Origin of the sequence: Denitrificimonas halotolerans (assembly GCF_034259425.1) — a bacterium.
GTDB lineage: Bacteria > Pseudomonadota > Gammaproteobacteria > Pseudomonadales > Pseudomonadaceae > Denitrificimonas > Denitrificimonas halotolerans.
Map to the genome: position 1 here is coordinate 304,683 of NZ_JAXIVU010000001.1, position 12,712 is coordinate 317,394.

The 12,712-nt window shown below is 45.1% G+C and carries 16 protein-coding genes; 13 read left to right on the forward strand and 3 right to left on the reverse strand.

Features of this window, described 5'->3' with window-relative positions; genetic code table 11:
• Nucleotides 1-116 precede the first annotated feature (116 nt).
• Complete coding sequence (arfB, locus tag TOI97_RS01440; protein ID WP_321552338.1) at nt 117-530, forward strand: alternative ribosome rescue aminoacyl-tRNA hydrolase ArfB; 414 nt, start codon at nt 117-119, stop codon at nt 528-530.
• A gap of 147 nt (nt 531-677) precedes the next feature.
• Entirely contained in the window at nt 678-1,898 is a 1,221-nt protein-coding gene (locus tag TOI97_RS01445) for an MFS transporter (RefSeq protein WP_321552339.1), read from the forward strand.
• Between the two features lie 87 nt (nt 1,899-1,985).
• On the opposite strand, the gene TOI97_RS01450 is transcribed toward TOI97_RS01445, so the two are convergent.
• Nucleotides 1,986-2,912, reverse strand: coding sequence for a patatin-like phospholipase family protein (locus tag TOI97_RS01450; RefSeq protein WP_321552340.1), 927 nt, complete (start codon nt 2,910-2,912; stop codon nt 1,986-1,988).
• Nucleotides 2,913-3,017: 105 nt separating this feature from the next.
• Nucleotides 3,018-3,227 carry a cold-shock protein gene (locus TOI97_RS01455; protein ID WP_321552341.1) on the reverse strand — a complete coding sequence of 70 codons (210 nt, stop codon included), beginning with the start codon at nt 3,225-3,227 and terminating at the stop codon, nt 3,018-3,020.
• Nucleotides 3,228-3,580: 353 nt separating this feature from the next.
• Here TOI97_RS01455 and TOI97_RS01460 point away from each other — a divergent pair, with 353 nt between their 5' ends.
• The 3 genes from TOI97_RS01460 to TOI97_RS01470 are packed head-to-tail and all read left to right on the forward strand — an operon-like array spanning nt 3,581 to nt 5,995.
• Nucleotides 3,581-4,324, forward strand: a complete 744-nt coding sequence (locus tag TOI97_RS01460; protein ID WP_321552342.1) for a 5-oxoprolinase subunit PxpA — start codon at nt 3,581-3,583, stop codon at nt 4,322-4,324.
• Nucleotides 4,317-5,045 (forward strand): 5-oxoprolinase subunit PxpB, encoded by a 729-nt coding sequence (gene pxpB / locus TOI97_RS01465; RefSeq protein WP_321552343.1) that lies wholly within the window; start codon nt 4,317-4,319, stop codon nt 5,043-5,045. The genes TOI97_RS01460 and pxpB overlap by 8 nt, the downstream gene beginning before the upstream one ends.
• Nucleotides 5,042-5,995, forward strand: a complete 954-nt coding sequence (locus TOI97_RS01470; protein WP_407651294.1) for a 5-oxoprolinase subunit C family protein — start codon at nt 5,042-5,044, stop codon at nt 5,993-5,995. Before pxpB ends, TOI97_RS01470 begins: the two co-directional genes overlap by 4 nt.
• A gap of 101 nt (nt 5,996-6,096) precedes the next feature.
• Here the strand turns inward: TOI97_RS01470 and TOI97_RS01475 are convergent, their stop codons facing one another.
• Entirely contained in the window at nt 6,097-6,306 is a 210-nt protein-coding gene (locus TOI97_RS01475) for a cold-shock protein (protein WP_321552345.1), read from the reverse strand.
• A gap of 561 nt (nt 6,307-6,867) precedes the next feature.
• Here TOI97_RS01475 and TOI97_RS01480 point away from each other — a divergent pair.
• The 8 genes from TOI97_RS01480 to ptsN all read left to right on the forward strand — a co-directional run bounded on the left by TOI97_RS01480 (nt 6,868) and on the right by ptsN (nt 12,708).
• Nucleotides 6,868-7,842 carry a KpsF/GutQ family sugar-phosphate isomerase gene (locus TOI97_RS01480; RefSeq protein ID WP_321552346.1) on the forward strand — a complete coding sequence of 325 codons (975 nt, stop codon included), beginning with the start codon at nt 6,868-6,870 and terminating at the stop codon, nt 7,840-7,842.
• Nucleotides 7,842-8,378, forward strand: coding sequence for a KdsC family phosphatase (locus tag TOI97_RS01485; RefSeq protein WP_321552347.1), 537 nt, complete (start codon nt 7,842-7,844; stop codon nt 8,376-8,378). The genes TOI97_RS01480 and TOI97_RS01485 overlap by 1 nt, the downstream gene beginning before the upstream one ends.
• 15 nt (nt 8,379-8,393) lie before the next feature.
• Entirely contained in the window at nt 8,394-8,963 is a 570-nt protein-coding gene (gene lptC / locus TOI97_RS01490) for an LPS export ABC transporter periplasmic protein LptC (RefSeq protein ID WP_321552348.1), read from the forward strand.
• The gene (gene lptA / locus TOI97_RS01495; protein ID WP_321552349.1) at nt 8,950-9,477 is read left to right on the forward strand and encodes a lipopolysaccharide transport periplasmic protein LptA; all 528 of its coding nucleotides are present in this window, start codon (nt 8,950-8,952) and stop codon (nt 9,475-9,477) included. Before lptC ends, lptA begins: the two co-directional genes overlap by 14 nt.
• A 17-nt stretch (nt 9,478-9,494) precedes the next feature.
• Nucleotides 9,495-10,223, forward strand: coding sequence for an LPS export ABC transporter ATP-binding protein (lptB, locus tag TOI97_RS01500; RefSeq protein ID WP_321552350.1), 729 nt, complete (start codon nt 9,495-9,497; stop codon nt 10,221-10,223).
• A 173-nt stretch (nt 10,224-10,396) separates the two neighbouring features.
• A complete protein-coding gene (locus TOI97_RS01505) occupies nt 10,397-11,851 on the forward strand; it encodes an RNA polymerase factor sigma-54 (RefSeq protein ID WP_321552351.1) in 1,455 nt (484 codons plus the stop codon).
• Nucleotides 11,852-11,933: 82 nt separating this feature from the next.
• Nucleotides 11,934-12,242, forward strand: coding sequence for a ribosome hibernation-promoting factor, HPF/YfiA family (gene hpf, locus TOI97_RS01510; protein ID WP_321552352.1), 309 nt, complete (start codon nt 11,934-11,936; stop codon nt 12,240-12,242).
• A gap of 7 nt (nt 12,243-12,249) precedes the next feature.
• Nucleotides 12,250-12,708: a PTS IIA-like nitrogen regulatory protein PtsN gene (gene ptsN / locus TOI97_RS01515; RefSeq protein ID WP_321552353.1), complete on the forward strand. Its 459-nt coding sequence runs from the start codon at nt 12,250-12,252 to the stop codon at nt 12,706-12,708.
• Nucleotides 12,709-12,712 lie beyond the last annotated feature (4 nt).

Here is a 12,712-nt window from a genome sequence, read left to right on the forward strand (position 1 = left end):
TCAATCAAGCCCAGGTTGTCGCATAAACTACAAACAACCCCGCCTAAACTAACAGCCACTGCAACTTTGGTCTATGATATTGAGTCTCTATACATCCTTGGGCCCACGAGACCATTATGATTTTCATCAAACACAATATCAGTCTTGAAGAACGCGAGGTGGAGATTCATGCCATGCGCGCACAAGGTTCAGGCGGGCAAAATGTCAATAAAGTATCTTCAGCAATCCACCTGCGCTTTGATATCCAAGCCTCTAGTTTGAGTGATCTTCACAAGCAGCGTTTACTCGAAAGCAATGACAGTCGCATCAATAAAGAAGGCATATTAGTTATTAAGGCACAGCAATTTCGCACCCAAGAGCAAAACAAACTCGATGCGTTACAACGCCTACAACAATTCATTCAAGTTGCCATACTCGTACCCAAAACACGCAAACTAACCAAACCTAGTAAAAATGCACGACGTAGACGTCTCGATCAGAAAAAACAACGCAGCCAAATCAAAGTAATGCGCGGGAAAATCAACATTTAATCTATAGCAACGTCAATTGCCTTGGCTGAACAGCCATACTAAAGTGTGCGACAACACCTAACAACGCATCACCTGACTACTGAAATAACGTAAGCTCATCGCCTACTTTCATTCATACAGAACGCAAGTCTTTAGGAGCAATCTTTTATGCTGCCCACCAGTCAAAAGCGTAAAAGCCCAAGCAACATAAAATTTATTTTCCTGATGATATTAATTGGTCTTAACTTGCGTCCTGCGCTTTCCTCTCTCGCTCCCTTATTACCACGTATCGAAAATGAAGGCACACTCTCAGTACTCACATTATCGCTTCTCACGGCGCTACCTGTACTATGTCTCGGCCTTTTTGCCCCCTTAGCTCCATGGTTAACACGACAGCTTGGCATAGAGCGAAGCTTAACAATCGGGCTTATCATTCTAAGCGCAGGCCTTGCTTTACGCGGCATTGCTAGCATTTTTACCTTATACCTAGGCACCTTAATGCTGGGTTCAGCTATTGGTATTATTGGTACTTTATTACCGGCCTTAGTCAAACGAGAGCTGACCGGCAGCGCCGATATTATCACTGGTGTATACACCATGGCTTTATGCTTAGGTGGCGCACTAGGAGCCGCTTTCAGCATCCCCATTGCCAACCTACTCAACAGTTGGTCACTGAGCTTATTTTCTTGGAGTTGCCTTGCCTTAACCGCTTTAATCGCCTGGTGGTGGATCATGCCACAGCCTGCAGCTGAGCCTCAGTTCAGTCCCCATAAACGACAAGCCCGCGCATTACTCAATCACCCCTTAGCTTGGCAAGTAATGCTGCTAATGGGTAGCCAATCCTCATTAGCGTATATCGTTTTTGGCTGGCTACCCACCTTGCTAGTACGCCAAGGTTACAGTGAAAGTGAAGCCGGCTGGTTAATGAGTATCTCAATTCTAGTTCAAGCAATATCAGCTATTGCCGCACCTTGGTTCGCACGCATAAGTAAAGACCAACGCCCAGCCCTATTGGTAGTGTTCATATTCATTGGCGTGGGTTTAGTCATGTTATTGTTAGGTCCTACCAGTTTGCGTTGGCCAGGCTCGATATTACTGGGACTAGGTCAAGGTGGGTCCTTTAGCTTAGCTTTAACTCTTATCGTACTACGTAGTGGTGATGCTAAAATTGCAGGTGATTTATCAGCATTAGCACAAGGCGGTGGATACACCATTGCTGCTATAGGACCGCTCATTGTTGGATTAATGATTGATGCCAATATCGGAATCTATAAAATCACTTGGGTGCTGTTTGCCATCTTAGGCTTTGCCACCTATATGGCACTACTCGCAGGACAACAGCGCCGCTTAGAATTTAACCAACAAGGCCAACTGGTTACGATCAAATAGCGACACTGAAAATGTGATGGGCATCATATGCAACCGCCACAGCTCACCTCGCAGCAATTAATCCTCTAAATCCTCACCACATATAGTTTAGGTATGCTTAGAAGTACAGGCTAGGGACGACACTAAAATACCTTTTAACTGCTCGCGCAATACTGTTGCTACCGGTTCAGCACACTTCAAAATCTCATTCACTCTATGAAAATGCAGCAAGCGAACTCCTGGGACAACGGGACGCAACAAGATATCTGGGGGCTGATGGCGCAAAGCCTGACGAGTAATCGACTGCTGCATAATCTTAAAACTGGTAAACAGCATATCGCTCAAACCAATATCTTGACCGTTATCTGTCGTATGATTACCTGATACATCCACAGCAATGACTAAGTCGACCTGCCCTTGCAATATATCAAAAGGCAAAGGATTAGAAGTACCACCATCAATCAATAGTTGTTTATTACGACGCACCGCACTAAACAAACCTGGAACAGCAATACTAGCTTCAATCGCTTGAAAAAGACTTCCTGACTCAAGTATAACGCAATCTGCTGTCCAGTAATCAGTGGCTACTACTTGTAGGGGAATACGCAGCTGTTCGAATGTTTTCACCTCAGTAAAGCTGGCCAAAAACTCAATTAACCCATGCGAGTCGAGCAAACCTCCCCCAGAATTACGCCCCACAGACATTAAGTCAGTTAATTTAACTGCAGACCTTGCCAACCCAGCCAAAGCCTCCATCGGCGTACCTGCCACTGACGCAAAAATAGTTTTAATTACTTCAGCTGACAAACCTGCAGCATATAACCCTCCAATAACTGCGCCAATGCTACTGCCGGTAATGCGGTCAGGTACAATGCCCAACTCATCAAACACCTGCAAAATAGCTATATGCGCTAGACCGCTAGCACCACCCGAGCCCAGAGCCAAACCAATACTCGGACGCTGGACAGCGTCAGCCGTTTGCTCAGAAAACTCTTGAGCCGTCAGCAACGTATCATTGGAACATTGTAAAGTCATATTCAGCTCTCCTAACTCCACACTGCAGTCTGACTATATTACCAAGACAAAAAAAAGGGCAAGTCTCGAAAGACCTGCCCTTTATTGTACCGCTTACGATCGTAATTAGATCGCAACAATGCTCTCAGCCTGAAGACCTTTTTGGCCCTCAGTGATGACAAACTGTACACGCTGACCATCTATTAATGTTTTAAAACCATCACTAATAATCGCACTGAAGTGAGCGAAAACATCTGGACCTGACTCTTGTTCAATAAAGCCAAAACCTTTCGTTTCGTTAAACCATTTTACAGTGCCGGTAGTTGTATTAGACATAATAATATCCTGAATTTTAAATATAAGTTCGCCTTCAAGGAAGGCTTGAATAGCATAAAAAATATAGATTTGAACTTAGATACTGCAGGACGAGATTACGAATAATGCAACGAAATGTAGGATGTAGATCAGATACTTCTTTCTAGCTGCCAATGAGTATACGGTGTTTTTGATGGATGTCGAGCTTTATCTGACTTTCTTTTCACTCCCTATTACAACATCGCCTCAATAAGCCATTCACCGGTCACCGCAGACTTTGGCATACTCATAGCGGACGCAAATAATATGCTTATTCTCTCAATCTATTTTTACTTAACACAACCACTCAACAACATGACACGGGAGACTCAATAGTGGCTAAATTACTGCTCAACGCCGATGTAGGCGAAAGCTTAGGCGCTTGGGTCATGGGTGATGACGAAGCTTTAATGCCTTTAATCGATCTAGCAAATATTGCCTGCGGCTTTCACGCCTCAGACCCTGACATCATGCGCACCACTGTGCGCTTAGCTGCAGAACACGATGTAACTGTAGGCGCTCATCCCTCCTACCCTGATCTAATTGGTTTTGGTCGCAGATCAATGACCTGCACAGAGCAGCAGGTAGAAAATTTTATCCTGTATCAAGTCGGTGCCTTAGCGGCTATATGTCATGCTGTAGACACTCAACTGCACTATGTAAAGCCCCACGGAGCCTTATATAGCGATATGATGAAGGATCATGCTCTATTGGCGGCGATCATGCGTGGCGTCAGCACTTTTAACCCTCAACTAAAACTAATCGTACCCGCTATGCTCGACCCAGAGCCTGTCCAAACCTTAGCCAAAAAGTATGGCTTACAACTTTGGTTTGAAGTCTTTGCTGACCGCGCTTACCACCAAGATGGATCTCTTGTCTCTCGCGCTGTTTCCGGTGCGGTATACCACGAACAATCCACCATTGTTGAACAGGCTATTCAATTGGCCAACGGCCATCCCATCCAAACTCTAGAAGGCACAGCTATCAACTTACAAGCTGATACATTATGCGTCCATGGTGACAACCTAGCTTCGATACAAGCAGCAAAAACTATACACACGGCTCTAAAGTATGACTAATCAATTCCCTAAGATTGAAAGTGCCGGCTTAAATGCATGGCTGATACGACTTTTTGCTGAAATAAGTGATACCAACATCGCACCTATCATGTCTCTTGCACAAAAATGCAAGTGTGTTTTTAACACTGCGCTAATTGATCTCACTCCCTCATACACTACGTTATTGGTCGAATTTGATGTGCTCCAAATCACACCAAACCAAGCCCATCTCAAATTGCAGACTATACTGACCGAACTCTCCTTAACTGAATCAGCGCCCCCCACTAGCAGCATGACCGGTCCAATCAAAGAGCTCCCTGTCTGGTATGATACCCGCGTAGGGCCTGACTTAATGCATGTAGCATACGAAAAGTCTATTAGTTGCGAACAACTCATTGAACTGCACAGCAATACCATTTATACAGTCTTTGCTTTGGGTTTTGCTCCAGGTTTCGCCTTCATGGGTTCTCTGGCAGCGCACTTAGAAGTACCCCGCAAAACAACACCGCGACAGCAGGTATACCCCGGCAGTGTTGCCATCGCCGGACGACAAACTGCTGCATACCCAACCTACTCCCCCGGCGGTTGGAATATTATCGGGCGCACACCCATTACTTTATTTGATCGTAACCGTAAGCATATGAGTTACTTTCAAATCGGTGACCGTGTACAGATGGTGCCCATTGACCAGCACTATTTTTTAAACCTTGGTGGTAACCCCACACCTCAGAAGGATCGCTGAATATGCATCTGATTAATGCATTCAAAGTGCTGCAACCTGGCCCATTCACTACACTACAAGATGCAGGCCGCTTTGGTGTACGCCACTTAGGCATCAGCCAAGGCGGCGCTATTGACTTATACTCTTGGGCCTGGGCCAACTATTTAGTTGGTAATGCTTGGGGAGCAGCGGCCTTAGAAATCACCTTTGGCGGTCTCAAGCTACAGGCCTGTCATGACCTCTACCTTGCTTTGAGCGGAGCAGAACTGGGGGCGGAAATTGACGGTCATTCAGTAGAGCCATGGACAACTGTTTGCATACATCGAGGCCAGATCTTAAGCTTTAATCAACCACGTAACGGTCTACGCGCTTATTTAGCCATTGCAGGCGGTTTTCAAGGCAAACCATTACTTGGCAGTCTCGCTACGGTCTACCGTGAACAATTGGGTGGACCACAAGGTGACGGCCAACCTCTTGCTGCCGGCGACCATTTACAAGCTCAAGCAGTCTACAGCAGCACACAACCTCAAGCAGCTAAAATACCTAGCATAGAACGGCCAGATTACTCGCAGCCCGTAATGCTAGACTGCATCATCGGGGCTCAAGCCGATGCCTTTAGCGCCACTAGCTTGTTTAACTTCTTTAATCACAAGTGGACCATAGATAACCACTCAGACCGTATGGGCATACGTCTTAATGGGCCACTACTCAGCTGCAGCATCAGCAACTTAATTTCAGAAGGTTTAACCTTAGGTGCAATACAAGTACCACCAAACGGACAGCCCATAATACTAATGAACGACCGTCAAACCATTGGTGGCTACCCAAGACTAGGCAACATCACGCCATTGTCTTGTGCTCGATTAGCCCAATGCTTGCCTGGGCAACACATCAACTTCAGAGCTATCCCATTAGAGACTGCATTCCGACAACATCTCAGATTTTTACGTCAATTCGGTCAAGTCAAGTGACAAGCGGGCAGCCTCAGCAAGCACTGCATATCCCGTTTTTTCAAGCATAAAAAAAGGGCAAGCCTTAAAGGCTTACCCTTTCTATAAAGCTGACTATCTAATTAGATAGCAACGATATTTGCAGCTTGTAGGCCTTTCTGACCATTTTCCACTTCAAACTGAACGCGTTGGCCTTCAGCAAGTGATTTAAAACCTTCGCTGGAGATCGCACTGAAATGAGCAAAAACATCCGGACCTGACTCTTGTTGAATAAAGCCAAAACCCTTTTCGTCGTTAAACCATTTTACAGTGCCAGTAGTTACATTAGACATAATATATATCCTGAAATTTAAATTAAGTTCGCCCTCAAACGAAGGCTCGAATAGCATAAAAAATATAGATTTGAACTTAGATACTGCAGGACGAGATTACGAATAATACAACGAACATGTAGGATGTAGATCAGATACTTCTTTCTAGCTGCGAATGAGTATACGGCATTATTAATGGATGTCGAGCTTTATCTTTTTTATAGCTATTGAATATATAACTCCGTAACCATTAAAGTATGCTTTGTTCTACCGCCGAATACACCAAAAAGACGATACCTCTTCTGACTCAACTCTTCCTCGATGCCTGTCCTATAGCTGCTTTATCAAAAGGTATTGATTGCTTCACATGATACCTCACCAGACTTGATGGACATTTTCTCTGCCATCTACCCAATTACCCCCACACGTTAAGAGCATTTCATTATAACCATTCGGCCTCTCTCAATAAGGATGCTCAACTGCGCCCATATTATTAAGGCCCCTAAAGTTAAATCCAGAGACGGATGAGTTGCTCATCAATTTCACGTATAATCATCTTTTTACGCTAAAGAATATTCAGTTATGCCTTCACCACAGTCTCTTATTGATTCAGCAAAGCGCACCATCAACCTTGAGCAAGATGCCATCAGCAGCTTACACGCACGTATTGACACGACTTTTGTCAAAGCCTGCAAACTTATCTTAAACTGCAAAGGCCGTGTTGTTGTGGTGGGCATGGGTAAATCTGGGCATATCGGTAGTAAAATAGCCGCCACTTTAGCCAGCACAGGTACCCCGGCATTTTTTGTTCACCCGGCCGAAGCCAGTCATGGTGATATGGGCATGATCACCGCTGATGATGTAGTTTTAGCTTTATCAAACTCAGGCACCACAAACGAAATTGTTACTTTACTACCACTGATTAAACGGCTAGGAATCACCTTAATCAGTATGACCGGCAACCCTAGCTCTCCTCTAGCCACAGCAGCAGAAGTCAATTTAGACACTCAAGTAACAAAAGAAGCTTGCCCGCTTAATTTGGCACCGACGTCTTCAACCACTGTCACTCTCGTTTTAGGTGATGCTTTGGCCATCGCTCTCCTCGAGGCCCGTGGTTTTACGCCGGAAGATTTTGCTTTTTCTCACCCTGGTGGTGCTCTAGGTCGCCGTCTTTTACTTAAAGTTGAGCATGTCATGCACAGCGGTGACGAACTACCTGCTGTCAGCCAAGGCTCTTCCTTGCGTGAAGCCCTATTAGAGATGACTCAAAAAGGCTTAGGCATGACCCTAATTCTCACCCCTGACCAAAGCTTAGCAGGCATTTTTACTGATGGTGACTTGCGCCGAGCGTTGGACAAAGGTATTGATGTACGCCAAGCAACCATTGATGATTTAATGACCCATGGTGGAAAAACAGCTCGCCCTGAAATGCTAGCAGCTGAGGCGTTAAAGATTATGGAAGACCACAAAATCAGCTCTTTACCAGTGGTCAACGAACATAATCAAGCCATTGGTGCTTTAAACATGCATGATTTATTACGCGCAGGAGTGATGTAATGCTGAGTCTAACCAACAGTACTCTTGTCCAGCGTGCACGTGCTGTACGCCTACTGGTATTAGATGTTGATGGTGTTCTAACGGACGGTAAACTGTATTTTCTAGCCGATGGTAGTGAGGCTAAAGCTTTTAGCACCCTTGATGGGCAAGGTATTAAAATGCTACAAAATTCAGGCGTAACTGTAGCTATCATTACCGGTCGCACCTCTACTATTGTTGAGCGCCGAGCAGCGAATTTAGGAATCAAACATGTCATTCAAGGACGAGAAGATAAGCGCGTAGCGCTTGATGAATTACTCAGTACACTGCAACTTTCATACGATCAAGTTGCCTACTTGGGTGATGATCTACCTGACTTAGCTCCCATCCGCTGCGTTGCATTGGGCGTGGCAGTTGCTAACGCCAATACTTTTGTTCGCCAACATGCTAAAGCTGTAACAGCATTACGCGGTGGCGAAGGTGCTGCTCGAGAGTTTTGCGAATTTATCATGGCTGCCCAAGGCACCCTTAAAACAGCGCAAAATGCTTACTTATAATTTAGGTTTACGCTTATGTCTGCCAATGCTCGCTTAGCATTATTTTTCCTACCCTTTGCGCTAATGGTTGCCGCTCTAGGTTACTGGAATATTAACAACCCAGAAGAGATTGAGCCCACTACTTTAGTGACAGACAAAAACGATATCGATTTTTTCGCCCAAGGTACCCATACAATACAATTTGATGAAACTGGCGCTTTAAACTATGAACTCACTAGCCCAAGCATTGAACATACGCAAAATGATGATATTACGGTATTATTAGAGCCTGAATTATTACTGTACCGTGGCTCTGATTTACCATGGAATATCAGCAGTAAACGCAGCTTAGTCAGCCCTGAAGGGACTGAAGTAGAGCTCATTGATAACGTTCGTATTGCACGCACCGATGAAAAGGGACGCCCTGTGATTCTGAGCACAGAGCAACTAACCTATGTCCCCGAAACTGAATATGCACACACCAAGCTTGCAGTAAAAATTGAAGCGGCCAACGGCATTACTACTGGTGTTGGCATGCAAACCTATTTGAATGAAAGTAAAATGCATTTACTTTCAAATGTGAGAGGCCGACATGAAGTTCGCTAAAGTAACTGCTGTACTCCTTGCCACCGGATTTAGCCTGCTCAGCAGCTTGGCGCACGCCTTACCTTCTGACAGTCAGCAGCCTATACATGTAAAGGCTGACAGCGCAGAAATGGATGATAAGCGCGGTGTAGCAATCTACCGTGGCGATGTAATTATCACCCAAGGTACATTAAAAATTACCGGCGATACTGTAACTATCACCCTCAATAATGAAGGAGATATCGACGTTTTCACTTCAGTTGGTAAACCAGCTTATTATGAGCAACTCCCTGCTACTGATAAAGAAATTGTACAGGCCTACGGCCTGACAATTCAGTATTTTGCCAACACGGAAAAGATCATCATTCAAGATCAAGCTAAAGTCATCCAACAAGGTAATACTTTCAAGGGTGAAAAGATCGTTTACGACACCGTTCGAGAAATCGTGACTGCGGGTCGTGGCAAACAAGGCTCTATCACCAGCCCAGCACCACGTATCGACATGGTGATTCAGCCCAAAAAGAAAGCAAACTAAGTCGAGTGAAGCCCAGCATGAGCAGTACCTTAACCGCAAAAAATCTAGCTAAAACCTATAAAGGTCGAAAGGTTGTCCACGATGTCAGCATGACCATTAAGAGCGGCCAAGTAGTGGGCTTGTTGGGTCCTAACGGAGCAGGGAAAACCACCTGTTTCTACATGATCGTTGGACTTGTTAAAGCAGATAAAGGCAGCGTACTGATTGATCAAACCGATGTCAGCTTCGAGCCTATGCATGGTCGCGCACGCGCAGGCATTGGCTATTTACCGCAAGAGGCTTCAATCTTCCGCAAACTCAGTGTTGCGGATAACATTCTATCCATTCTGGAGTTACGTAAAGATCTAGACCGCACTGGCCGCATGCAAGCACTCGATGACTTATTGCGAGAGTTTAATATTACTCACATTCGCAACAGCCTCGGCATGAGCTTATCCGGTGGAGAACGTCGTCGAGTAGAAATTGCTCGCGCCCTTGCGACAAACCCTAAGTTCATCCTCTTAGATGAACCTTTCGCCGGCGTTGATCCCATTTCTGTAAATGATATTAAGCAAATTATTCAACACCTTAAAGACAAAGGCATTGGTGTTTTAATCACAGATCACAACGTGCGTGAAACTCTCGACATTTGTGAAACAGCCTACATTGTCAGCGACGGACAAATTATCGCTACCGGTTCGCCCAGCAGTATTCTTGATAACCAGCTGGTCAAAGATGTTTACCTCGGCCAAGAATTCCATCTTTAAACACAAAACAATGGCTGCACCCTGTCCAGATCTGCAGCCAAGTAACTCATCAAAAAACATTTCACTCCTGTAATTATTCACCAAGCCCTAGGCAAAGGCTGAAAAATCTGGCATAAATCTTGCTAAGCACCAACATCTGGCGCACTGATGATAAGGAGTCATGCTTTTCCATTATGAAAGCCTCACTCGTTTTGAAAATGGGTCAACAGCTGACAATGACCCCACAATTGCAACAAGCCATTCGCTTACTGCAAATGTCGACATTAGATCTCCAAAATGAAATCCAAGATGCTTTGGACAGCAACCCACTACTAGAGCGTCAAGAAGATAGCGAACAACACAGCAATGCCGTCAAGGATACTTCAGACAGCAGCCAAGAAGAAATAAGCAACAATCAATCTGCAACAACTGACTGGACTGAGCAAATCCCAAACGAACTTGAAATTGATACATCATGGGACGATGTGTACCAGTCCAGCTCAAGCAGCACCCCTCAGACCACAAGCGATGACTGGGACTTTAGTAACACAACACCCACTGAAGCCGACCTGCACAGCCACCTACAGTGGCAGCTGAACCTAGCAAAAATGACGGACAACGAACACCTAATCGCTACCGTCATAATCGATAGCATCGGCCGGGACGGCTACCTGCAAGGCAGCCTAGCAGATATTCAAGCGTCCATTGACCCTGTAGAAAACATCAAAGTCACTGATATTGAAAAGGTTTTAAACCGCATCCAACAGTTTGAACCTACAGGGATCGCCGCTCGCGACCTGAGCGAATGCCTACTACTGCAACTGCAAGCTCTCCCCCAAGACACACCATGGCTCACAGAGGCACAGCGTATCTGCACAAACCACTTAGAAGCCTTAGGTAAACGGGACTATGCACAACTGATGCGCCGACTCCGCATCAAAGAAGAAGAGCTTAAAGAGATCATTCTGCTGATCCAAACTCTCAACCCTCGCCCAGGCTCCGCCATAGAAAATCCTGAATCTGAATATATTGTTCCCGACGTCATTGTGCGCAAAAACAATCACCGTTGGATTGTCGAACTTAATCCTGAAGTTGCACCACGCTTAACAGTCAATGCTCACTATGCCAGCATGATCCGACGAGCAGATAATAGCAGTGATAACACGTTTTTACGCACCCAACTACAAGAAGCACGTTGGTTTATTAATAGCCTGCAAAGCCGCAACGAAACACTATTAAAAGTAGCCAGCACAATCCTTGACTACCAACGCGACTTCTTTGACCATGGACCCGAAGCGATGAAACCGCTCATTCTTGCTGAGGTTGCCGAAGCGGTTGGAATGCATGAATCCACCATCTCTCGCGTGACCACGCAAAAATATATGCACACACCTCGTGGAGTGTTTGAGCTTAAATATTTTTTCTCTAGCCATGTCAGCACAACACAAGGTGGCGAGTGTTCATCCACTGCCATTCGCGCCATCATTGAAAAGCTGATTGCTGCAGAAAACCCAAGAAAACCATTGAGTGATAGCAAAATCACTGGTCTACTGGAAGAACAAAATATTAAAGTAGCACGACGCACCATTGCCAAGTATAGAGAATCTCTTGGCATTGCCTCGTCAACGGAGAGAAAACAGCTATTATAGGCATTGGTCAGTAACACTTATTTTATGCAGGCGTTACAATCATGTTAACACCGCATTGAGCAGTGAAACTAAGGAGAAAGGTATGCAAATCACAATCACAGGTCATCAACTGGATATCACTGACGCCCTACGTGAATACATTAATAATAAGTTTGCTAAACTGGAACGCCATTTCGACAAAATTACGAGTATTCGTGTAACGCTCAGCGTCGAAAAGTTAAAGCAAAAAATTGATGCCACTTTATTAATTGCAGGCGGCGATATTAACGCCAATGCCGAGCATGAAGATATGTATGCCGCTATTGACCTCCTCGTTGACAAACTGGATCGTCAATTAATTAAACACAAAGAAAAAATACTGGATCGTCAAAAAGGCGCTCTTGAACGTTAAGAACCATATGATTCGATTAGAACATATACTGACCCCGGCACGCTCCCAAGTGAATGTGCCGGGCGGCAGTAAGAAACGCGTACTTGAATACATTGCCCACCTCATTGCCACAGACTCACCTGATATTGATGAAGATGTTCTTTTCGAAAGTCTGGTAGCCCGCGAGAAACTCGGCTCCACAGGTTTTGGCAACGGCATTGCAATACCTCATTGCCGTTTGGTAGGTTGTCTCACCCCTATTAGCGCTATCATTCATCTAGAAACGGCGGTAGATTTTGACGCCATTGATAGTGAGCCTGTCGATCTACTTTTTGTGCTTTTAGTACCTGAAGAAGCCACCGATGAGCATTTAGAGTTATTACGTCAAATCGCCAGCATTTTTGAACAAGACGATGTTCTTGAGCGCCTGCGCAACGCACCGGACAGCGCCGCTTTATATCAAGCTGTTCTAGATGCGCAACTTTAGAGGT